The following is a 20,980-nucleotide window of genomic DNA, read 5'->3' as shown; positions in this document are numbered from 1 at the left end:
TCACGGACCCCGATCCTCACGGTACGCCGAGACTGCCTCCGGACGGCTCTACGGAGGCCGCTACCGGCCCCGCGGCCGCGGCTGACACTTCGGGCAGCTGTACGACGACCGATTCATGAACTTCTCGCGCCGGATCGGGGCACCGCACCGCGGGCAGGGCCGGTCCTCGCGGCCGTAGGCGGACAGCGACCGGTCGAAGTAGCCGGACTCACCGTTGACGTTGACGTACAACGCGTCGAACGAGGTGCCGCCCTGGGCCAGCGCCTCACTCATCACCTCGGTGACCGAGTCCAGCAGCAGCCGCAACTGCGGACGGGTCAACCGGTCCGCGGGGCGATTGCCGTGGATCTTGCTGCGCCACAACGCTTCGTCGGCATAGATGTTGCCCACCCCGGAGAGCACCGTCTGGTCCAGGATCACCCTTTTGATCTCGGATCCCTTCGCCCGGATCGCGGCAACGACCGACTCCGCGTCGAAAAACGGGTCCAGCGGGTCGCGCGCGATGTGGGCCACTGGTTCGGGCAGTGCCGTCCCGTCCACCTCGACGATCGGTGCCAACGCCCAGCCGCCGAAGGTGCGCTGGTCCACGAACCGCAACTGCGACCCACTGTCCAGGTCCGCCAGGATGCGCAGGTGCTTCTCCCGGGGCGCGGCCGGCGGCTGCACCAGCATCTGCCCGCTCATCCCGAGGTGCACCACCACGGCGAGGTCGCCGGGCGCGAGTTCGAGCCAGAGGTACTTGCCTCGACGCCGCGCCGCGGCGACCGACAGGCCCGCGAGTTGGGCGGCCAGGTCGGCGCCGCCGAGCAGGTGCCGTCGGACCGCGCGGGGATGCAGCACCTCGACGGCGTCGATGCGGGAACCGACGACGTGTGTGTCGAGCCCGCGCCGGACCACCTCGACCTCAGGCAGTTCTGGCACGAGCTAGTCGCCGGTGCCCGCGTCGCCGGGCTTGGGGTCGCTGTCGGAGAGGGCCTGCCAGGCGAGCGCGGCAGCCTTCTGTTCGGCTTCCTTCTTGGACCGGCCTACCCCGACGCCCAGTGCCGCACCCGCGATCATCACGGTGGCGGTGAACTCCTTGTCGTGATCGGGTCCGGTCGCGGTGATCTCGTAGGCGGGCACTCCGTGTCCCCGCTCCGCCGTGATCTCCTGCAGGCTGGTCTTCCAGTCGAGACCGGCACCGAGCTTCGGCGCCCGCTCGAGCAGTCCGGCGAACAGGTTCAGCACCACGCTGCGCGCAACGTCGATGCCGTGCTGCAGGTGCACCGCGCCGAGCAGCGACTCCATTCCGTCGGCGAGGATGCTGGGCTTGTCCCGCCCACCGGTCATCTCCTCGCCCTTGCCGAGCAGCAGGTGCGCGCCGAGGCCACCGTCGCCCAACTCCCGCGCGACCTCCGCGAGTGCGTGCATGTTCACAATGCTGGCGCGAATCTTCGCCAGCTCTCCCTCGGACTTGTCCGGGTGGGAGACGTAGAGGTTCTCGGTGATGGTCAGGCCCAACACCGAGTCACCGAGGAACTCGAGCCGCTCGTTGGTCGGCAACCCACCGTTCTCGTACGCGTACGAGCGATGCGTCAACGACAGCGTCAGCAGCGGTTCTTCCAGGACAACGCCAAGAGCGGCGAGGAGGGATGCATGTTTCCCCTCCTCGCCGCCGGCGGGAGCACTCTTGCTCGTACTGCTCGTCACTGCGCGACTAGACCGCAGCGGTGACCTGACGACCCTTGTAGGTTCCACAGGCCGGGCACGCGATGTGCGGCAGGGTCTTCTCACCGCAGCTGCGGTTCGCGCACGTGATGAGGGTCGGCGCGGTGGCCTTCCACTGGCTGCGACGCGACCGGGTGTTGGACCGCGACATTCTGCGCTTGGGGACAGCCACTTCTACTTCTCCTCGGCTTCGGTGTTCACTCGACTCTTGCTGGACTGGGATGCTGCATCAGCGTCGACTTTCCCCGCGAGGGCAGCCCAGCGAGGATCCAGTATCTCATGCCCATGCCCTGATTCTGCAATCGCCAGGCGGACCCCACATTCGGGGCACAGACCCTGGCAGTCTTCGCTGCACAATGGCTGCAGCGGAAGTTCTAGTCCGGCGGCGTTGACGATCGCCGGCTCCAAGTCGACGAGGTCGTCGACGATCCGGTACACCTCGTCCTCTTCCGTCGTCTCCTCGGTGGCGCTGTTCGGGTAGGCGAACAGCTCCGTGAGGTAGATGTCGAGCTCACCGGTGAACGGCTCGAGGCACCGCGAGCACTCGCCTTCGGTGTCCGCCCGGACGGTGCCGGTGACCAGCACGCCCTCGGAGACGGCCTCGAGGCGCACGTCCAGTTCCACCTCGGCACCGACCGGGACCGCGACGAGGTCGAGGCCGATCCGGGACTTGGCGGGCACCGACCTGGTCAACGTCCGCGTCGACCCCGGCCGACGGCCGAGAGAGCGGACGTCCAACACGAAACCGCCGTCGTGCAGACGGGGCGAGCCGGAACTGTGGGAGGACACGCAACACTCTTTCGTCGTCTAACCAACCGGAATGGGCAACCACTCAACGGTACGCGATGGGGCGCCTGCAGGGGAAATCGTGCCCGGCCGGACGGCTACCGGCGACGCTCGGAAGGGCGCTCGTCGGGCTCGTCGTAGGTCGGGATCCCGGTCCCGGTCCGCAGCTGCTGACGGCCCCGGCCCACCGAGCGGACGGTGCCGGTGAGGAACTCCTCGAACTCCGCCAGCTTGGTGTCGACGTAGAGGTCGCAGTCCCCGCGGAGCCGGTCGGACTCGGCGTGCGCCGCGTCGATCACCCGGGCGGACTCGGCGTGCGCCGCCTTGACCACCTCGGTGTCCGAGACCAGGCGCTCCTGCTCCGCGCGACCGTCCGCGACGGACCGCTCCTGCGAGGACCGGCCGGACTCGATCATCCGTTCCGCCTCCGCGGCGGCCCGCGAGGTCAGGGTGTCGTACTCGTGCTGGCCGTCGGCGACGGTCCGGTCCGCCTCCTCGCGGGCGTCGCCGACGAGCTGCTCGGCGTGCGCCTGCGCCTCGGCGACCATCCGGTCCGCCTTGGCCTTGGCGTCGGCGAGGATCCGGTCCGCGTCGGCGCGGGCGTCGGCCAGCGTGGTGTGGGCCTCCTCGTTGGCAGAGGAGACCGTCTGCTCCGCATTGGTCCGGGCGTCGCCGACCAGCTTGTCGCGGTGGTCGAGCACGTCCTGCGCGTCGTCGAGCTCCCCGGGGATGGCGTCGCGCACGTCGTCGAGGAGTTCGAGCATGTCGCCGCGCGGGACGACGCAGCCCGCCGTCATCGGCACCCCGCGCGCCTCTTCCACGATCGCAACGAGCTCGTCGAGCGCCTCGAATACCCGGTACACGCCTAACCCCAATTCCCGACGGCGACAGTGACGGTTACCAGTCTGCCGTAGCCGCGCCCCCAGACGCGACGCCACGCCCGGTGTGTCGAAGACCTACCGCTGCGCGGCACGCTCCGCCAGCCGCGCGAGCAGCCGCTCGTGCACCTTCTCCGGCAGCATGTCGGCGACGTCGCCGCCGAAGGCCGCGACCTCCTTGACCAACGAGCTGGACAGGTAGCTGTAGACCGGGTTCGTCGCGATGAACAGCGTGTCGACGCCGGTCAGCTTGTGGTTCATCTGCGCCATCTGCAGCTCGTAGTCGAAGTCGTTGGCGCCCCGCAGGCCCTTGACGATTGTGCCGGCGCCGTTGGCCTTCGCGTAGTCCACCAGCAGCCCGTGCCAGGAGTCCACCCGCACGTTGGGCAGGTCGGCGGTGGCCTCCCGCATCATCTCGAGCCGTTCGTCGATGCTGAACATGCCCTGCTTGTTCTTGTTGATCATCACCGTGACGATGACCTCGTCGAATTGCGCCGCGACACGGCCGATCACGTCGAGGTGACCGTTGGTGACGGGGTCGAAGGACCCGGGGCAGACCGCACTGCTCATGACTGCAGACCGTAACAGGCGATCTCGACCCGGGTGTCGCCGTACTTGCGGACCCGCTCCGTCTCGAATCCGGACGGCCACACCGTCTCCGGGGCCCGGACGCCGCGTTCGAACACGACCAGCGAGCCCTCGCCGACCCAGCCGCCGGACGCCAGCCCGGCGAGGACCGCGGCCACCTCGTCCTCCCCCACCGCGTACGGCGGGTCGAGGAACACCACGTCGTACTCGCGGTCGGGTGGGCCGGCGACCACGGCGGACGCCGGCGCGGTGCGCACCACCGCGCCGGGCAGGCCCAGCGCGGTGATGTTCTCGCGCACCACGGCGGCGGCCTTGGCGTTGGTCTCGACCAGCAGCACGTGCCCGGCTCCGCGCGAGAGCGCCTCGAGTCCGAGCGCCCCCGAGCCGGCGTAAAGGTCGAGCACGCTGGCGCCGTCGAGGTCGATCCGCGCCGCCAGCGCGCTGAACAGGGCCTCGCGGACCCGTTCCGACGTCGGCCGGGTGCCCTGGGTGGGCACCTTCAGCCGACGCCCGCCGGCGGTGCCGGCGACAATCCGAGTCACTGCGGGCTGTCCTCCCCACCGATCGTGATGACGGCCAGCAGGTCGCCGCCCTCCACCTGCGCCACCGGCGCCACGGCGAGCCGGGTGACGGATCCGCCCCTGGGCGCGGTGATGGCGGCCTCCATCTTCATCGCCTCGATGGTGGCGATGGTGTCGCCCGCGGCCACGTGCTGGCCCTCGGCGACGACGAGGGTGACGGCGCCCGCGAACGGCGCGGCCACGTGGCCCGGGTTGCCGCGGTCCGCCTTCTCGGCGACCGGCACCTCGCTGGCGATCGACCGGTCGCGCACCGACACCGGACGCAACTGGCCGTTGAGGATGCACATCACCGTGCGCATGCCGCGCTCGTCCGGCTCGGAGATCGCCTCCAGCCCGATCAGCAGTTCCACGCCCGGGGTGAGCTGGACTCGGTGCTCCTCGCCGCGGCGCAGGCCGTAGAAGAACTGGTTGGCCGACAGCTGCGAGGTGTCGCCGTACTTCTCCCGGTGGGCGATGAACTCCCGCGCCGGGCCGGGGAACAGCAACCGGTTGAGGGTGCTGCGGCGCTCGTCCGAGGTGCCGTCGAGGCCGGCCTTGTCCACCTCGGTCAGTTCGGTCTCCGGCTTGGCGCTGCCGCGGCCGGCGAGGGCCTTGGTGCGGAACGGCTCCGGCCATCCGCCGGCGGGCTGGCCGAGCTCGCCCCGCAGGAAGCCGATCACCGAGTCCGGGATGTCGTAGGCGGCGGGGTTCTCCGCGAAGTCCTCGGTCGAGACGCCCGACCCGACGAGGTGCAGGGCGAGGTCGCCGACCACCTTCGAGGACGGGGTGACCTTCACCAGCCGGCCGAGCATCCGGTCCGCGGCGGCGTACTTCGCCTCCACCTCCTCGAACTGGTTGCCGAGGCCGAGCGCGATCGCCTGCTGGCGCAGGTTCGAGAGCTGACCGCCGGGGATCTCGTGGGTGTACACCCGTCCGGTCGGGGACGGCAGCCCGGACTCGAACGGCGCGTACACCTTTCGCAGGGCCTCCCAGTACGGCTCGAGGTCGCAGACGGCCTGCAGGTCCAGACCGGTGTCGCGCGACGAGTGGGCCGTGGCCGCGACGATCGCGGACAGGGACGGCTGGCTGGTGGTGCCCGCCATCGCCGCACTCGCACCGTCGACGGCGTCCGCCCCGGCCTGCCAGGCCGCGAGGTAGGTGGCCAGCTGGCCGCCCGGGGTGTCGTGGGTGTGCACGTGCACCGGGAGGTCGAAGTTGCTTCGCAGCGCCGTGACCAGGGTTGCCGCGGCGGGCGCGCGCAGCAGTCCGGCCATGTCCTTGATCGCCAGCACGTGGGCGCCGGCATCGACGATCTGCTCTGCCAGCTTCAGGTAGTAGTCGAGGGTGTAGAGGTTCTCGTTCGGGTTCGACAGGTCGCCGGTGTAGCTCAGCGCGACCTCGGCGACCGCGGTGCCGGTCTCGCGGACCGCCTCGATCGCCGGGCGCATCTGGTCGACGTTGTTGAGCGCGTCGAAGATCCGGAAGATGTCGACGCCGGTGTCGGTGGCCTCCCGGACGAAGGCGCGGGTGACGGTCTCGGGGTACGGCGTGTAGCCGACGGTGTTGCGCCCGCGCAGCAGCATCTGCAGGCAGATGTTCGGCATCGCCTCACGCAGGGCCGCGAGCCGCTCCCAGGGATCCTCGTGCAGGAACCGCAGCGCGACGTCGTAGGTCGCGCCGCCCCAGGCCTCGACGGAGAGCAGTTCGGGGGTCATCCGGGCGACGTGCCCGGCGACGTCGAGCAGGCCGCCGGTGCGCACCCGGGTGGCCAGCAGCGACTGGTGCGCGTCCCGGAAGGTGGTGTCGGTGACGGCCAGCGCGTCCTGGGCCCGCAGCGCCGCCGCGAAGCCCTCGGGGCCGAGCTGCATCAGTCGCTGCTTGGAACCGGCGGGCGGCGGCGTCGAGAGGTCGATCGCGGGCAGCTTGTCTCGTGCGTACACCGTCGTCGGACGCTCGCCGTGCGGCTTGTTCACCGTCACGTCGGCGAGGTAGCTGAGGATCTTGGTGCCGCGGTCCGCCGACGCCCGTGAGGTGAGCAGTTGCGGCCGCTCCTCGATGAACGAGGTGGTGACCTTGCCGGCCCGGAAGTCCGGGTCGTCGAGGACGGCCTGCAGGAACGGAATGTTGGTGGCGACGCCACGGATCCGGAATTCGGTGACCGCGCGCCGCGCCCGGGCCACCGCCGCGGGCAGGTCGCGGCCGCGACAGGTCAGCTTGACGAGCATCGAGTCGAAGTACGCGCCGACCTCGGCACCCAGGTTCGCGCCGCCGTCGAGTCGGACACCCGCGCCGCCGGGGGTGCGGTACGCGGTGATCCGGCCGGTGTCGGGGCGGAATCCGTTGGCCGGGTCCTCGGTGGTGATCCGCAGCTGCAGCGCGGCACCGCGAAGCTTGATCGAATCCTGGCTCAGCCCAAGGTCTTCGAGGGTCTCGCCGGAGGCGATCCGCAGCTGCGCCTGCACCAGGTCCACGTCCGTCACCTCCTCGGTGACGGTGTGCTCCACCTGGATTCGCGGGTTCATCTCGATGAAGACGTGGTTGCCGCGGGTGTCGAGAAGGAACTCGACGGTGCCGGCGCAGGAGTAGTTGATCTCCTTGGCGAACGCCACCGCGTCGGCGCAGATCTTCGCGCGCAGCTCGGCGGACAGGTTCGGGGCGGGCGCGAGCTCGATCACCTTCTGGTGACGCCGCTGCACCGAGCAGTCGCGCTCGAAGAGGTGGATGACGTTGCCCTGGCCGTCCGCGAGGATCTGTACCTCGATGTGCCTCGGGTCGACGACGGCCTGCTCGAGGAAGACGGTGGCGTCGCCGAAGGCGGACTCGGCCTCACGGGCCGCGGCCTCGATCGACTCACGCAGCTGGGCCGGCTCGGCCACCCGCCGCATGCCGCGGCCACCGCCGCCGGCGACGGCCTTGACGAACAGCGGGAACTGCATGCTCTCGGCTGCGGCCAGCAGCTCCTCCACATCGGCGGAGGGCTCGGACGAGTTGAGCACCGGCAGACCCGCGGCCTTGGCCGCCGCGATCGCACGCGCCTTGTTGCCGGTCAGTTCGAGGACCTCGGCCGAGGGACCCACGAAGGTGATGCCCTCCGCGGCGCAGGCGGCGGCGAGGTCCGGGTTCTCGGACAGGAAGCCGTAGCCGGGGTAGATCGCGTCGGCGCCCGACTTCTTCGCCGCGGCCACGATCTCGTCGATCGACAGGTATGCCCGGACGGGGTGCCCCTGCTCACCGATCTGATAGCTCTCGTCGGCCTTCAGACGGTGGACCGAGTTGCGGTCCTCGTACGGGAAAACTGCGACAGTTCCGGCGCCGAGCTCGTAGCTGGCGCGGAAGGCGCGGATCGCGATCTCGCCGCGATTGGCAACCAAGACTTTTGAGAACATCGCTGAAAATTACCCTTGCGTTCGCGGGGTTCACCGGACAGCGTCCCAGAATTCGGGAATCTCCCGCATAACAGGCCACCTGTATCGGTCATGTACGGTACCGGGCGCGACCTCACCGATCCACGGCACCACCCGTGAACTGCGGTGACAGCCAATTCATGGGGCGTACAGAAGGTCTGTCCTGGCGATGCAACCGGTCCGCCGGCGAGACCATGAGGAGCCCCGAGGCACTGATGGCCTGTGCAACGACCCCGGGTCCACCCCGACCGCGGCATGACGATCCGCGGGCCGTCCGAGGTGGAGGCGTCGCTGCGCAGCATGGTCGACGCGGCCAAGGAGGTGCGCGCCGACCCGGCGGCCGGAAGTGCTGTGCCCAGGGCGTCCTACCGCCGGGCGCCCTGGCGTCGCGGGGCACCGAACAGGAACCAGGCCAGGGCGCCGAGAAAGGGCAGCACAACGACAACCGCACACCACCAGTACCTCGACCCGGCGCGATCAGGTTCGGAGCGGGACACCGAGACCAGTGCCGCGGTCGTCAACGCGATCCACACGACTGCGACGGCGGTGAAGGCGATGTCGTAGGCCAGTGGCAGCGTCGGATTGACAGTCCCGTCATCCATGCCGGAATCCTCCCCGCGGTTGCCGCCGGACGTTACCGGGCGGCCGACGACGGCGCCCGGCTTCGCCTCTACCGCGAGAACTTCCCACTCCACAGCAACGAGAGCCGGCTTCGATCGACCATCGAAGGATGGTGACCTGCTGGACTTTCCGGCGTTGCCCAGTGCCCATGTTCGAAAGCCGGGGATGGATGGCGGCGGCGGTCCGCGGCCCCGCCGCCACCTGCCGAGGAACCCCCGGACCCACTGATCTACGAACCGACCTGGCAGGAACCCACGTCTCCTGCCTGAACGGACAATCTCCCGCGAAACCCGCGGACTCCTCACGAATCAGCGGCAGGCGCCGGCACGTCATGGCCGCACCGAGCGGCGTCCGTGCGCACGGTTAGGTTGAACCCCATGGCACAGAGCTGGAAGGCGATCGGCACACAACTCGGCAACCTGGCGCGACAGCACGGCCCCCGACTGCTGGCCGAGCTGCAGAAGTCGGGTCTGCTGGGCGGACGCGGCGAGGCCGGGAAACCCAAGGGCACCAACCCGACCCGGACGGTGACACCCGGGCGGCCGGTGGCGTCGACGATGGTGCCGACCGCGCACCGCGCCCGACGCGTCGAGTACTCCCCCGATCTCGACGGCCGCGCCGACCCGGGCGAGGTGGTGTGGACGTGGGTCGCCTACGAGGAGGACGCCAGCCAGGGCAAGGACCGCCCGGTGCTGGTGGTCGGGCGCGACGGCGGCACCCTGCTGGGGTTGATGCTGTCCTCGAACGCGGGCCGCGGCGACGAGCGGAACTGGCTGGGCCTGGGCGCCGGGCCGTGGGACGAGGACGGGCGGCCCAGCTGGGTGCGCCTGGACCGGGTGCTCGACGTCCCGGAGTCCGGTATCCGCCGCGAGGGGGCCGTCCTCGACCGCAAGCGCTTCGACAAGGTCGCCGCGCGGCTGCGCTCCGACTACAGCTGGAGCTGACGGCCACCCGTCTCGAACAACCTGGTCCCGAAACGGCCGGAGGGCACCGTCGCGCGGTCGAACCGCGCCACGGTGCCCTCCGGCCGGAGAGTGTCCTCGGATCAGGACTTCAGCAGGTCAGGACTGCAGCCGGTCGTAGCGACCGAACAGTCCACGGTAGGCCAGCGCCCCGAGTGCGCCGCCGATCAGCGGGAAGACGATGAACGCCCACAACTGCGGGACCGCGCCGACCTGGTACGGCGCGACCGCGATGCTCCGCGCCGGGTTGACCGAGGTGTTGTCGATCGGGATCGACATCAGGTGGATCACCGCCAGGGTGAAGCCGATGGAGATGCCGGCCAGCGGCACGTCCGAGATCTGGTCGGTGGATGCCAGCACCACGAACACCAGCAACGCGGTGAGCAGCACCTCGACGATGATCATCGCGGCCATGCCGTAGCCGTTCTCGAGCACCCCGCCGAGCGGGCCCTTGATGGCGGACGGGCTGTGCGCGCCCCAGCCGTTGGCGCCGAGTCCCATCGACTCGCGGTCGTATGACGGCAGGCTCTGGGCCACCGAGTACAGCACCACGCCGGCAACCAGACCGCCGAACACCTGGGCGACCACGTAGAGGCCGGCCTTCGCCGCGCTCAGGCGTCCCAGCAGGAAGTGCCCGAAGGTGACGGCCGGGTTGACGTGGCAACCGGAGATCGGGCCGATCGCGTAGACCAGGAAGAGCAGGGTGAGACCGAAAGCCAGCGCCACGCCGAGGTTGCCGACCTTGGGGCCGGCCACCACCGCGGTTCCGACCGAGGCGAATACCAGGACAAATGTGCCGATGCCTTCTGCGATGTACTTCTTCGCATCGGAGATCGGTTCCTTCTCGACGAACTCCTGCGCTGTAGGAGACATGTGCCACCTTTGCTTCGAGTGTGAGGTCGGGATGTGCCAGAAGACTTCTCGGCGGACGTTACGCGAGGCATGTGACCGGAACAACAAGATCAACTAGCGTGTCGGCACACACCCAGACAACACGCAATGCGGGCCCGGACCGGTCGAGCGGGTACTGTGTCATTGCGTCGGCGGTACCGAACACCGTGCGACACACCCAGACCCGTAACCATGACCCGGACCGCAGCTGCGCGGCCAGCGTTCGCGCGCCGGTTTGGGATCAGACAACCATGCCTGGTAATCTCGAAGTTCGGCGCCCGTGTGCGCCCGAAGCTTCTTTGACAGAAACCAGCAAAGACGACAGGATTTTACGCGTGGCCAACATCAAGTCCCAGGTGAAGCGGATCCGTACCAACGAGCGTCAGCGACTGCGCAACCAGTCGGTGAAGTCTTCGCTGCGTACCGCGATCCGTTCCTTCCGCGAGGCCGCGGCCGCCGGTGACAAGGAAAAGGCCGGCGCCCTCCTCCTCAGCGTGAGCCGCAAGCTCGACAAGGCTGCCAGCAAGGGCGTCATCCACGCCAACCAGGCTGCCAACAAGAAGTCGGCCCTCGCGCTGGCCGCCAACAAGCTCTGACGTAACTCGCGTTACGGCTCGAAAAGCCGCCCGGTCACTCGACCGGGCGGCTTTTCGCGTCTCTTCTTCGTTGGGTGTGACAGCTCACGGTGGTGTGGCCGCTCACAGTCAGGTGTCGCTGCGCAGGTCTACGGCTTGGCTGCACCGAGGAACTGCGCGAGGCCGTGGAACTGCTGACGCACGCCGGTCAGACCAGCGGCGTGGAAGATCGCCGGCAGCGTGTCCCGGTCGAACATCCGGACGCCGAGGGTCCCGGCGACCAGTGACAGCGCCGAGCGCACCGGTTCGCGTCCGCGCCCGTAGCTCGTCATCACCGCGATCCGGCCTCCCGGCGCGAGCACCCGGATCAGCTCGTTGACGATCGTCAGCGGTTCCGGAACCAGGTACAGCGCGGCGTAGCAGCACACCGCGTCGAACGTGCCGTCGTCGAAGGGCAGGTGCCGGGCGTCACCGCGCACGTAGGCGACCCGCTCTCCGCGGTTACGCCGGACCGCCTGCGCGAGCATCGGCCGGGAGATGTCGAGGCCCACCGCGATCCCGTCGCCGGTGAGCTGCGTCCCGAAGAAGTGGGTGAAGTTCCCCGGCCCGCACGCCACGTCGAGGACACGCTGCTCGCCGCCGAGCGCGAGGTCGGCTGCGGCCCGCTCCCGCTCCGACTCCCCGGACAGGCCACCCACGCCCATCGCGGCCGCGCCCACCGGACGCCAGAGGTTTTCGTAGATTGCGGCGACGAAGCCGTTGTTCATGGCGTGTTGCGCGGCCGTCGGGCGCGGCGCCTCCCGGTCGCCGATCAGGTCCAGGAAGCCCTCGTCCGTGCGCGCATCCGCGGCGAGGTCGGCCGGCCGGACCAGCGCCAGGGCTCGGTCGAGCGCGGGGTCACTGGCGCTCTCCGTCATGTCGTCTCGCTTCCTTCGCCACCGACGGTGATCCGGATCTAGTTGTGCAACTCCACGATTCGTGCCACCGCGTACTCGACCGCGTAGTCGGCGTCCGCGGCCGCACCCTTGACGTCCGCGTTGAGCTGCGCGACCACGCCGAGCGCCTCCCCGATGGTCTCGGGTCGCCAGCCGCGGGCCTGGGCCTGCGCCTTCTTGATCTTCCACGGCGGCATGCCGAGCTCGGACGCCATCCGGAACGGATCGCCGCGCCCGGCGGAGGCCACCCGGGCGACCGTGTGCACCGCGTCCGCGAGGGCGTCGGCGAGCAGGACGTGCGGGACGCCGCGCAGCATCGCCCAGCGCAGCGACTCCATCGCCGCCGCCCGGTCCCCGGTGACGGCCAGCTCAGCGACGTCGAAACCCGAGACCTCGGCCTTGCCGGAGTAGTACCGCTGCACCGCGGCGGCGTCGATCACGCCGCCGGTGTCCGACGCGAGCTGCGAGCACGCGGCGGCCAGCTCCCGGAGGTCGGAGCCGACGGCGTCGAGCACCACCTCGATCACCTCCGGAGACACCCGCACCCCCGCGGCGCGGAACTCGCCGCGGACGAAGTCGGTGCGCTCACCGGCCTTGAGCTTCGCGCACTCGTGCGTCACCGCCCCGGACTTCTGCAGCGCGCCGACCATGGCCTTGGCCCGGCCGCCGCCGGAGTGCAGGATGACCAGCACGAATCCCTCGGGCGGCGCGGCGGCCGCGTCGAGCACCAGGGCGACCGCGTCCTTGCCCGCCTCGGCCGCGGACTCGAGCACGATCACCCGGTCCTCGGCGAACAGGGACGGGCTGAGCAGCTCGGCCAGCTCGGGGCCGCTGGTGTCGCCGGCGCGCAGCCGGGTCACCGGCAGGTCGTCACCGTTGGCGGAGCCGGCCCGCACCCCCGCGACGATGGCGGCGACGGCTCGTTCGACCAGCAGTTCCTCGTCTCCGAGGACCAGGTGCAGCTGCGCGGGCGGGGTGCTCTGACTCACCGGACGATGGTCCCACGCCGACGGTGGCTGATGGCAGTGGCCCCGCCGCCCGACCGGCTCACCGCGAGGTCGCCGCTGAGGTCGGTCCGCGCCACCGTCGCGCCCGAGCGCCGGATCTCCTCGAGCACCCCGGGATTGGGGTGCCCGAAGGTGTTGCCGGCGCCCACCGAGACCAGCACCAGACCCGCCCCGACCGCGCGCAGGAACTCCGGCGTGGTGGTGCGCGAACCGTGGTGCGGCAGCTTGAGGACGTCCGCGCGCACCGGCGCGCCGTCCCGCAGCAGGTCTCGCTGGCCGTCCGCCTCGACATCCCCGGTGAGCAGGACCCGGCCCACGTCGGTGTCCACCGACAGCACCAGGGACTGGTCGTTCGCCGCGTCGGCGCCGTCCGCCGGGTCCCGCGGCGCGGGCAGGGTCGGCCCGAGCACCCGCATCGTCAGCCGTCCCACCCGCAGCTGCTCCCCCGCCCGGGCCGTCCGCACCGACACCCCGGCCGACGCGGCCTGGCCGCGGACCTGACGGAACCGGTACTCCGGCAACCGCATCGGTCCGAGCACCAGCTCCTGCACCCGGCGGCCCCGCAGCACGCCGGGCAGTCCGGCCACGTGATCGGCGTGCAGGTGGGTGAGGACCACTGCCGCCACCTCCCGCACCCCGAGCCGGTCCAGGCACCCGGCGACGGGGCCGGGGTCGGGTCCGGCGTCGACCACCACCGCGGCGCCGCCGCCGGCCGCCAGCACCAAGGCGTCTCCCTGCCCGACGTCGCACGCCACCAGCACCCAGTCGCCGACCGGCCAGCCCGGCCACACCACCCGGACCGGCACCCACACGGCCGCCAGACCCAGCACCGCCGCAGCCACCAGCCACCGGACCCGGCGCGCCCGCACCGCCGCCCACAGGGCGAGCATCGCCGCGGCCACGACGGCAGCGCCCACCGGTCCCGAGGGCACCGACACCGTCGCGCCCGGGACGGCGGCGGCGCGGCGGGCCACCCACAGCAGCCACCAGAGCGGGGGGCCGGCGGCGTGCGCCACCAGTTCGCCGAGCGGCGGCCAGGCCGCCGCGCCGAGGGCGGCGAGCGCGCCGACCACCGTCACGAAGGCCACCACCGGCGCCGCCGCGAGGTTCGCCAGGACCGCGACCGTGCTCACCGTGCCGGACATCGCGGCGACGATCGGGGCGGTGACCACGTGCGCGGCGGACGCCACCGCCACCGCCTCGGCGACCGTGCGGGGCCAGCCGCGCGACCGCAGCCCCTGCGCCCAGCCGGGCGCGAGCAGCACCAGCGCCGCGGTCGCCGCCACCGACAACCCGAACCCGAAGTCCACCGCCAGCGCCGGCGCCACGGCGAGCAACACGATCACCGCGGCGCCGAGCGCGGGCATCGCCTGCTTGCGCCTGCCGGTGACCAAGGCCAGCAGCCCCACCGCCCCCATCATCGCGGCCCGGAGCACGCTCGGCGACGGCCGGGCCACGATCACGAAGGCCACCAACGCAATCGCCGCGACGGCCACGCAGGTACGCGGACCCAGCGCAAGCGCCCGCAGGACCAGCAGCACCGCGCCGATCAGGATCGAGACGTTGGCCCCGGACACGGCGGTCAGGTGGGTCAGCCCGGCGACGGTGAAGTCGTCGCGTACGCCCGTCGGCAGCGCCGAGGTGTCCCCGACCACCAGACCGGGCAGCAGGCCCGCCGGGTCGGGTGGCAGCGCCGCGGCGGACGCGGCCGCGAACCGCTGCCGGACCAGCCCGGCCGCGCGCTGCGCCCACGACGCCTGGGCAACCGAGCGTGGCGGCCCGCCCGCCCGGAGCACCGCGACGGTGAGGTCGCGGCGCAGGGGCGTGCCGACCTCGGCGCGCAGGCGCACCCGCTGGCGCGGCAGCAGGTCGCGCCAGCCCTCCGCCGGGGCGAACAGCACCACCGTGCCGCCCACCTCCACCTCGGCGCCGCCGATCTCCATCGAGCGCAGTGTCGCCCGGATCAGCACCGTGTCCCCGGACGGCGAACGCACCGGACGCGGGTCCTCCACGGGAGCGAGGGTGACGTTGGCGTGACCGCCGCGCGCCGCGACCGCCGCGAGTGGATGTGCCGCCGCCGCGTGCTCCCGGGCCGCGACCGCGACCGCGAAGCCCGCCCCGACCAGCAGCGCCGCGAGCATTCCCGCCGACACGGTCACCCGCACACCGGACCCGCTCCGAGCGGCGCGGCCACCTGCCGGGCCTGGATCCTCGCGCCGAAGACGGTCACGAACACCCGCCCGGACACCGATCCCCGCCGCGAGCGCCGCGACGGCGGCCATCCCGACCGCCAGCCACAGTGCCGCCCGCCACCCGAACTGGATCCCGAACACCGTTGCGGCCCAGCACATCAGCGCCGACGGAAGCAACCGCAGGTCCAGGGCGCGCGCCTCCGGGGTGGTCATCTACACGGCGACGAGGTCGCGGAGCTTCTCCAGCCGCGCCGGGCCGATGCCGTCCACCTCGCCGAGTTGCTCGACATCCGTGAACCTCCCGTTGGCCGTGCGCCAGGCGAGGATTGCAGCGGCGGTCACCGGCCCCACCCCCGGCAGCGCGTCGAGTTGCTCGGCCGTCGCCGTGTTCAGGTCCACCTTCCCTCCGGGGCCACCGCCGCCGGCGACGCCGCCCCCGGACGCCCCCGGCCCGGCCTCCCCCACCCCGGCCTGGCCCGCCGCGCCGGAACCGGCGGCGCCCGCGCGGACCGTGCCGCTGCCTGCGGTGACGGGTCTGCCGTCGGCGGGCGCCACCCCGACCAGGATCTGGTCGCCGTCCGCGACGCGCTGGGCCATGTTCAGCCCGAGCAGGTCGGCGCCCTCGCGGGGCCCACCCGCCGCGGCCAGTGCGTCCGCGATCCGGGACCCGTCGGGCAGGTGGACCAGGCCCGACGTCTGCACCAGTCCGACCACGCTGACCACCAGGTCCGCGGGCGCGGCGGGCACGGAGGTCGGTCCCGGTGCGGTCGGTGGGTCGGGCGGGCCCGAGGCGGCCGGTCCGGCCGTCGGGTCCCCGGCGGCGAGCACCCCGTCGGTCTGCACCTGCGGCAGCGGGGCCACCGCCTGCGCCGAGGGGCGGTCCCGCCAGGCGCCCACCAGTCCGACGCCGGCCGCGACGACACCGACCACCACGAGCGCGATCACGCCGCCGCGGCCCGGGGCGAACCTCGCGCGTGGCCGGGGCGGTTCGTCCGCGGCGCCGTCTGACTCCAGCCAGCCGGGCTGCCGCATCCCGTCGTCGTCCGGATTCGACCCGTCGGCCGATGAGCCGGCCCGGACCCCCGGGACGCCGCCGGTGAGCGCGTCCAGTCGCTGCCTGATCCGGTCCCTCGCCTCGTCGGTGCTCCGCATGCCTAGGACGTTAGGTCCGAGCGGGCGAAGGCCCGGCGGCGCGACCTGGAGGAACAACTCGCCTGTGGATCGACCGCGGGGCTGTGGATATCGCCGAGCCGGAGAAGTCAACCCAGGTCAGACCCGGGAGAGCGCAGGCCAGGACAGGAAGTTCCGAGCCGCTGCACGAAACGCAACCTGACACGAAGGCCCAACCGTCACAGCGATGGTCGCGCTACCGGCCCTGTCGCCCGACGGGTCGGTCCCGCAGGCCCCGCCAATGACCTGTCGCACAATCGGACTCGGCACAGTCAGCGTCGCAGTTTCCCGAAGTGCCATGCTCCCTGCACTCGTCATGGTGGGATCTGCCGGGGTCCAACCCCAGAAGGGCGAAAGCCGCGCATCAGACAGGACGGGACGAATGAACAAACCCACCAGGCTCGCAGGACTCGCAACCGCCGGCATTGCGATCGCGGCTGCTGCCGTCGTCACGATGAGCACCGCCAGCGCATCGCCCACGGCCCCGGCAACCCAGGGCGACGGCAGCTACCTCGTCGGCCAGGCCTTCAAGCCTGGCGTGTACACGGCTCCGGGTGTCGGCTACTGCATGTGGCAGAGGTACGAGCTGGCGGCATCTGGAAAGCTCATTCAGGTCCAGGAAGGCAGGCAGCCCTGGGTTGAGATCAGGAAGACCGACGCAATGTTCACCACCTGGAACTGCGGCGACTGGACAAGAAGCGGAGAGACCGGCGGCCTCGGCTCGCTCGGAGCACTCGACTTCGGATCACTCGGCCCCGTCGGATCGTCCGACGACGCCCCGCAGTCCCCGCCGCCGTGGACTCCGCCGCGTACCAACGAACAGCAGCTACCGCCGTACACGACGACGCCGACCACGACGGCCTACGTGACGCCGACCTGCTGCTGGACCACGACGGAGTACCCCACCTATGACCCTGATGCGCCCGTCGGGACCACAGGCGAACCCGGCGCGAACTAGCCCCACCGCTCCACGTCGAAGTCGAGCTTCGAAGGGGGCCCGGCATCGAATCTCAAATGGGTGATGCGAGGCTCGTGCGCCCAGCGGTCACGCTGTGGATGTAGCCCGACGTCCAGGTGACGGCGCCGCATTCACGCAAGCGTGGATGCGGCGCCCGAAGCAAGAACTGCGGGCTCATGCGCCCCAGTCGACGAGGCAACACCGCGGGCAGATTTCGCGCTTGTGCAGTCAGCCCTGGTCGTCCACGTCGGCCCAGTCCCCCGCGCCCGCACCGCCGGGGAACACCAGCACACCGATTGCGCCGGGCCCGACGTGCGCGCCGAGCACCATGCCGAACTCGCCGACCACCACCTCGGTGATGCCCTCGATCCGGGCCTGCAGCGCCGCCGCGACCTCCTCGGCGCGCTCGGGTGCCTGCAGGTGGTGCACGGCCACCGCGGCCTCGCCCCCGGCCGCCAGGTCCACCGCGCTGTCGACGAGTCGGGCCAGCGCCTTGGTCATGGTGCGGGTCTTCTCCTTGAGCACCAGCTTGCCGTCCACCAGGTGCAGCACCGGCTTGACCGCCAGCGCGGTCCCGAGCAGCGCCGCAGCGGTGCCGATGCGCCCGCCCCGGCACAGCTGTTCGAGGCGGTCCACCATGATCAGGGCCTTGCCTCGGCTGGCCACGTCGACGGCCCGCTGGTACACGGCCTTGAGTCCGCCTCCGGCCTGCGAGACGCGGGCGGCGGCCAGCGCCGGGTAGCCCGTTCCCATTGCGGTGGACTGGGAGTCGACGATCCGGACCTTGCCGTCGAAGGCCTGCGCGGCCTGACGGCCGGCCTCCCAGGTGCCGGACAGCTGCCGGGAGAGGTGCACCGCCAGCACGCCGTCGCCCTCACTGTCCTCGAGCGCGCGGGCGTAGGCCTCGGCGAGTTCGCCGGGCGAGGCACCCGAGGTGGTGACCACCGCGCCGGACGACAGGTCGGCGGGCATCTCGTCCACGCCCTCGCGCAGGTCGTGGCCGTCCACCAGCAGATGCATCGGCACCACCCGGATGCCGTGTGCGCGCGCCAGTTCCGGCGCCAGGCACGCCGAGGAGTCGGTGACGACGACGACGGGCACGGCGGGCTACCGGGCGCCGTCGGCCGAGGGCAGCGGCTCGAAGGGCAGCGGCTCTGAGGGAAGCGGCGATGAAGGCGCAGGCACCGCGTCGGCGGGCATCGCCGACCGGATCGCCGCGAGCATCGCCGCGGCCACCCGCTCGTGTCCCTCCCAGCCCCAGTGGATGCCGTCCGGGTTGCCCCGGTCGGAGAAGACGTTCTCGCGCACCGCCTCACCGAGGTCGACGAGCGGCACCTGCTTCTCCGCTCCCCACGCCTGCAGGGCCCGGACCGCACCGGCACGGCCGGCGTGGACGCTCGCGTAGGCGTCGCTGCGGTGCACGGACGGCAGCGCGCCGATCACCGGCAGCTCCGGTCGCATGTACTCGAGCGCGGCGCGGGAACTCTCCAGGTACTCGACGCTCAGCTTCGGGGGCAGCGCGACCGGCCAGCCGAGCGGCGCGAGGCGCGGCTGCAGCCACTGGTAACCGGACCGGACCACCCGGCGCAGCGCGGGCGGCCGGACGTACCGGATCTGCTCACGCAGCGCGGTGGGGATCGGCGACGGCAGCGAGTCCATGCCGCCGACGGCGAAGACCACGGCGGCCGCGCGCGGCACCGTCGCCCACACCCGCGGGTCCTGGATCAACGCCCAGTAGGCGTCGCGGCTCGTCCAGCCGATCCGGGCGACGAGCTCCACGTCCCACCCGAGTTCGGCGGCAACAAGGTTCGGCCAGATCCGTGGGTGGTCGGCGGGCAGCCCGCCCTTCGGCCCGAAGTACGACAGCGAGTCGGCGAGCACCAGAAGAACCGGGCGGGCGGCGTCAGACGCCGGCGAGGAATCTAGTTCAGAGGACATCGCTGGCTACGTTAGCCGACGCGTTCCAAACGTCCAGCCGCCAGCCGAGTGCATCGGGTTCGCCGTGTCCGCTCAGCTGCACCCAACTGGTGTTGCCCAGGCCCCCGAGCACGGCCCAGCGGTCCACCGGCAGGTCCAGGAGCGTGGCGGTCAGCGCCGCGATCAGTCCGCCGTGCGCCACCAGGACGAGGGGCGCCTCGCCCCACTCCGGGCGCTGCGCGACCAGTTCGGCGACCACGGGGGCGGACCGCCGCGCGACGTCGATCCGGCTCTCGCCGCCGGGCGGGGCCCAGCGCGCGTCGGCGCGCCAGGCCGCCCGGGCACCGGGGTCGCGCTCGTCGACCTGGGTGTGGGTCAGCCCCTGCCACTCACCGAGATGCGTCTCGCGGAGCCGCTCGTCGGTGCTGACGGTCAACCCCGACTGCTCGGCGAGCGCGGTCGCGGTGTCCAGCGCGCGCCGCAGGTCCGAGGAGACGACCTCGGCGGGCCGGCGCTCGGCCAGGGCCCGCGCCGCGGACTTGGCCTGAAACCGGCCCAGCTCGGACAGGTCGGTGTCGAGCTGACCCTGCATCCGGTCGCCGGCGTTGTACTCGGTCTGCCCGTGGCGGAGCAGGATCAGCCGCCGGACCGGGACACCGTGCGAGGGGCGTGCTGTCACTGCGTGGGCTCGTCGCGGTCGTTGAGGTTCGCGTTCTCCTCGTCGTCGACGGCGGGTCGCGGGGTGGCCTCGATGCCCTCGACGGGGACGACCGGGCAGTCCTTCCACAGCCGCTCGAGGCCGTAGAACTCGCGCTCGTCGCTGTGCTGGATGTGCACGACCATGTCGATGTAGTCGAGCAGCGCCCAGCGGCCCTCGCGGGTGCCCTCCTTGCGGACCGGCTTGTGCCCGGCCTCGCGGAGCTTCTCCTCCACGTTGTCGACGATCGAGTTGACCTGACGCTCGTTCGACGCCGAGGCGATGACGAAGCAGTCAGTGATGACGAGCTGCTCCGAGACGTCGAGAACGACCACCTCGGTGGCCAGCTTCTCGTCGGCTGCCAGCGCGGCGATGCGCGACATTTCGGTGGCTTCGGCGGATGCGCTCACTTAAGTGTTCTCCAGGTTCTGCGGTTGGGGGTGGATCTTGTGCGGTGCCGGTTGCGACACCGTGACGGCCCCGTCGAGCCGCTCTGCGTCGAGCGGCCGGTAGAGGTTGCGTTTGGAGATGTACTGGACCACCCCGTCGGGCACCAGGTACCAGACGGGTCGGTTCTCGCTGGCCCGGAGCCGGCACTCGGTCGAGGAGATCGCCAGCGCGGGCACCTCGACGAGCGTCAGCGCACCCTTGGGCAGATCGGCCAAGTGGTCGGCGAGATGCTCGATGCCGAGCTCGAAACCGGGCCGGGACACGCCGACGAACCTCGCCAGCTGGAACAGCTCCTCCCAATTCTGCCAGGAAAGGATGTTTTCCAGCGCATCCGCACCGGTGATGAAGTACAACTCGGCGTCCGGGTGCTGCGCCCGCAGGTCCCGCAGGGTGTCGACGGTGTAGGTCGCCTTCTCCCGGTCCACGTCGACGCGGCTGACGGAAAACCCCGGGTTGGAGGCGGTTGCGATGACCGTCATCAGGTACCGGTCCTCGGCCGGGCTGACGCTGCGCGCCTCCTTCTGCCAGGGCTGGCCGGTGGGGACGAAGATCACTTCGTCGAGCCCGAATCGGTCCGAGACCTCACTGGCCGCCACGAGGTGTCCATGGTGGATGGGGTCGAAGGTGCCGCCCATGACGCCGAGCCGTCTCGGCTTTGCCACACCGGTCCGCCTCGGCTCCG

General features: G+C 71.4%; 22 protein-coding genes. 3 read left to right on the top strand and 19 right to left on the bottom strand.

The features are described from left to right. Positions 1-60: 60 nt before the first annotated feature. From mutM to RT2_RS11885, 9 genes are all read right to left on the bottom strand, one after another. Entirely contained in the window at positions 61-921 is an 861-nt protein-coding gene (mutM, locus tag RT2_RS11925; RefSeq protein ID WP_072844991.1) for a bifunctional DNA-formamidopyrimidine glycosylase/DNA-(apurinic or apyrimidinic site) lyase, read from the bottom strand. Positions 922-924: 3 nt separating this feature from the next. After that, positions 925-1,689, bottom strand: coding sequence for a ribonuclease III (gene rnc / locus RT2_RS11920; RefSeq protein ID WP_072844990.1), 765 nt, complete (start codon positions 1,687-1,689; stop codon positions 925-927). 7 nt (positions 1,690-1,696) lie between these two features. Further along, entirely contained in the window at positions 1,697-1,879 is a 183-nt protein-coding gene (gene rpmF, locus RT2_RS11915) for a 50S ribosomal protein L32 (RefSeq protein ID WP_072844989.1), read from the bottom strand. Between the two features lie 2 nt (positions 1,880-1,881). Then, entirely contained in the window at positions 1,882-2,496 is a 615-nt protein-coding gene (locus tag RT2_RS11910; RefSeq protein ID WP_072844988.1) for a YceD family protein, read from the bottom strand. 95 nt (positions 2,497-2,591) lie between these two features. Next, positions 2,592-3,356 (bottom strand): polarized growth protein Scy-related protein, encoded by a 765-nt coding sequence (locus RT2_RS11905; RefSeq protein WP_072844987.1) that lies wholly within the window; start codon positions 3,354-3,356, stop codon positions 2,592-2,594. A gap of 93 nt (positions 3,357-3,449) precedes the next feature. Then, positions 3,450-3,941: a pantetheine-phosphate adenylyltransferase gene (coaD, locus tag RT2_RS11900; protein WP_072844986.1), complete on the bottom strand. Its 492-nt coding sequence runs from the start codon at positions 3,939-3,941 to the stop codon at positions 3,450-3,452. Continuing rightward, a complete protein-coding gene (gene rsmD, locus RT2_RS11895) occupies positions 3,938-4,501 on the bottom strand; it encodes a 16S rRNA (guanine(966)-N(2))-methyltransferase RsmD (protein ID WP_072844985.1) in 564 nt (187 codons plus the stop codon). The genes coaD and rsmD overlap by 4 nt, the downstream gene beginning before the upstream one ends. After that, positions 4,498-7,905, bottom strand: a complete 3,408-nt coding sequence (locus tag RT2_RS11890; RefSeq protein ID WP_072844984.1) for a pyruvate carboxylase — start codon at positions 7,903-7,905, stop codon at positions 4,498-4,500. The genes rsmD and RT2_RS11890 overlap by 4 nt, the downstream gene beginning before the upstream one ends. A 383-nt stretch (positions 7,906-8,288) precedes the next feature. After that, entirely contained in the window at positions 8,289-8,525 is a 237-nt protein-coding gene (locus RT2_RS11885; RefSeq protein WP_072845025.1) for a PLD nuclease N-terminal domain-containing protein, read from the bottom strand. 396 nt (positions 8,526-8,921) lie between these two features. Between RT2_RS11885 and RT2_RS11880 the strand changes: the two genes are divergently transcribed. Next, the gene (locus RT2_RS11880; protein ID WP_072844983.1) at positions 8,922-9,488 is read left to right on the top strand and encodes a type II toxin-antitoxin system PemK/MazF family toxin; all 567 of its coding nucleotides are present in this window, start codon (positions 8,922-8,924) and stop codon (positions 9,486-9,488) included. A 117-nt stretch (positions 9,489-9,605) separates the two neighbouring features. On the opposite strand, the gene RT2_RS11875 is transcribed toward RT2_RS11880, so the two are convergent. Continuing rightward, positions 9,606-10,379, bottom strand: a complete 774-nt coding sequence (locus tag RT2_RS11875; protein ID WP_072844982.1) for an aquaporin — start codon at positions 10,377-10,379, stop codon at positions 9,606-9,608. Positions 10,380-10,732: 353 nt separating this feature from the next. On the opposite strand from RT2_RS11875, the gene rpsT reads away from it, so the two are divergent. Continuing rightward, on the top strand, positions 10,733-10,993 hold the full coding sequence (rpsT, locus tag RT2_RS11870; RefSeq protein ID WP_072844981.1) for a 30S ribosomal protein S20: 261 nt from the start codon (positions 10,733-10,735) through the stop codon (positions 10,991-10,993). A gap of 128 nt (positions 10,994-11,121) precedes the next feature. Here rpsT and RT2_RS11865 read toward each other — a convergent pair whose 3' ends face one another. Genes RT2_RS11865 through RT2_RS11850 form a run of 4 tightly spaced genes read right to left on the bottom strand, consistent with a single transcriptional unit; the run spans position 11,122 to position 16,258 of the window. Continuing rightward, positions 11,122-11,889 (bottom strand): class I SAM-dependent methyltransferase, encoded by a 768-nt coding sequence (locus RT2_RS11865; RefSeq protein ID WP_072844980.1) that lies wholly within the window; start codon positions 11,887-11,889, stop codon positions 11,122-11,124. Between the two features lie 38 nt (positions 11,890-11,927). Next, positions 11,928-12,896 carry a DNA polymerase III subunit delta gene (gene holA / locus RT2_RS11860; RefSeq protein ID WP_072844979.1) on the bottom strand — a complete coding sequence of 323 codons (969 nt, stop codon included), beginning with the start codon at positions 12,894-12,896 and terminating at the stop codon, positions 11,928-11,930. Beyond that, entirely contained in the window at positions 12,893-15,319 is a 2,427-nt protein-coding gene (locus RT2_RS11855) for a ComEC/Rec2 family competence protein (RefSeq protein ID WP_072844978.1), read from the bottom strand. The genes holA and RT2_RS11855 overlap by 4 nt, the downstream gene beginning before the upstream one ends. Further along, a complete protein-coding gene (locus RT2_RS11850) occupies positions 15,320-16,258 on the bottom strand; it encodes a ComEA family DNA-binding protein (RefSeq protein WP_072844977.1) in 939 nt (312 codons plus the stop codon). Between the two features lie 400 nt (positions 16,259-16,658). Here RT2_RS11850 and RT2_RS11845 point away from each other — a divergent pair, with 400 nt between their 5' ends. Further along, the gene (locus RT2_RS11845) at positions 16,659-17,234 is read left to right on the top strand and encodes an Rv1352/Rv1906c domain-containing protein (protein ID WP_072844976.1); all 576 of its coding nucleotides are present in this window, start codon (positions 16,659-16,661) and stop codon (positions 17,232-17,234) included. Positions 17,235-17,462: 228 nt separating this feature from the next. Here the strand turns inward: RT2_RS11845 and RT2_RS11840 are convergent, their stop codons facing one another. Genes RT2_RS11840 through nadD form a run of 5 tightly spaced genes read right to left on the bottom strand, consistent with a single transcriptional unit; the run spans position 17,463 to position 20,933 of the window. Next, a complete protein-coding gene (locus RT2_RS11840; RefSeq protein ID WP_072844975.1) occupies positions 17,463-18,335 on the bottom strand; it encodes a DegV family protein in 873 nt (290 codons plus the stop codon). A gap of 6 nt (positions 18,336-18,341) precedes the next feature. Beyond that, positions 18,342-19,172 (bottom strand): diglucosylglycerate octanoyltransferase, encoded by an 831-nt coding sequence (octT, locus tag RT2_RS11835; RefSeq protein ID WP_072844974.1) that lies wholly within the window; start codon positions 19,170-19,172, stop codon positions 18,342-18,344. Beyond that, positions 19,162-19,830: a histidine phosphatase family protein gene (locus tag RT2_RS11830; RefSeq protein WP_072844973.1), complete on the bottom strand. Its 669-nt coding sequence runs from the start codon at positions 19,828-19,830 to the stop codon at positions 19,162-19,164. Before RT2_RS11830 ends, octT begins: the two co-directional genes overlap by 11 nt. Beyond that, entirely contained in the window at positions 19,827-20,258 is a 432-nt protein-coding gene (gene rsfS, locus RT2_RS11825; RefSeq protein ID WP_072844972.1) for a ribosome silencing factor, read from the bottom strand. The genes RT2_RS11830 and rsfS overlap by 4 nt, the downstream gene beginning before the upstream one ends. Then, positions 20,259-20,933: a nicotinate-nucleotide adenylyltransferase gene (gene nadD, locus RT2_RS11820; RefSeq protein WP_245709525.1), complete on the bottom strand. Its 675-nt coding sequence runs from the start codon at positions 20,931-20,933 to the stop codon at positions 20,259-20,261. Between the last annotated feature and the right edge of the window lie 47 nt (positions 20,934-20,980).

This window comes from Rhodococcus tukisamuensis NBRC 100609, assembly GCF_001894985.1.
Lineage (GTDB): Bacteria > Actinomycetota > Actinomycetes > Mycobacteriales > Mycobacteriaceae > Rhodococcus_G > Rhodococcus_G tukisamuensis.
This window is presented reverse-complemented; position numbering and strand designations above follow the sequence as displayed.

Bases quoted from the DNA above. Each gene is read 5' to 3' on its own strand.
- RT2_RS11865 (WP_072844980.1), bottom strand. From the start codon at position 11,889: ATGACGGAGAGCGCCAGTGACCCCGCGCTCGACCGAGCCCTGGCGCTG.
- nadD (WP_245709525.1), bottom strand. From the start codon at position 20,933: ATGGGCGGCACCTTCGACCCCATCCACCATGGACACCTCGTGGCGGCC.
- RT2_RS11890 (WP_072844984.1), bottom strand. From the start codon at position 7,905: ATGTTCTCAAAAGTCTTGGTTGCCAATCGCGGCGAGATCGCGATCCGC.
- RT2_RS11885 (WP_072845025.1), bottom strand. From the start codon at position 8,525: ATGGATGACGGGACTGTCAATCCGACGCTGCCACTGGCCTACGACATC.
- RT2_RS11875 (WP_072844982.1), bottom strand. From the start codon at position 10,379: ATGTCTCCTACAGCGCAGGAGTTCGTCGAGAAGGAACCGATCTCCGAT.
- RT2_RS11855 (WP_072844978.1), bottom strand. From the start codon at position 15,319: ATGACCACCCCGGAGGCGCGCGCCCTGGACCTGCGGTTGCTTCCGTCG.
- RT2_RS11850 (WP_072844977.1), bottom strand. From the start codon at position 16,258: ATGCGGAGCACCGACGAGGCGAGGGACCGGATCAGGCAGCGACTGGAC.
- coaD (WP_072844986.1), bottom strand. From the start codon at position 3,941: ATGAGCAGTGCGGTCTGCCCCGGGTCCTTCGACCCCGTCACCAACGGT.
- RT2_RS11880 (WP_072844983.1), top strand. From the start codon at position 8,922: ATGGCACAGAGCTGGAAGGCGATCGGCACACAACTCGGCAACCTGGCG.
- RT2_RS11845 (WP_072844976.1), top strand. From the start codon at position 16,659: ATGAACAAACCCACCAGGCTCGCAGGACTCGCAACCGCCGGCATTGCG.
- octT (WP_072844974.1), bottom strand. From the start codon at position 19,172: ATGTCCTCTGAACTAGATTCCTCGCCGGCGTCTGACGCCGCCCGCCCG.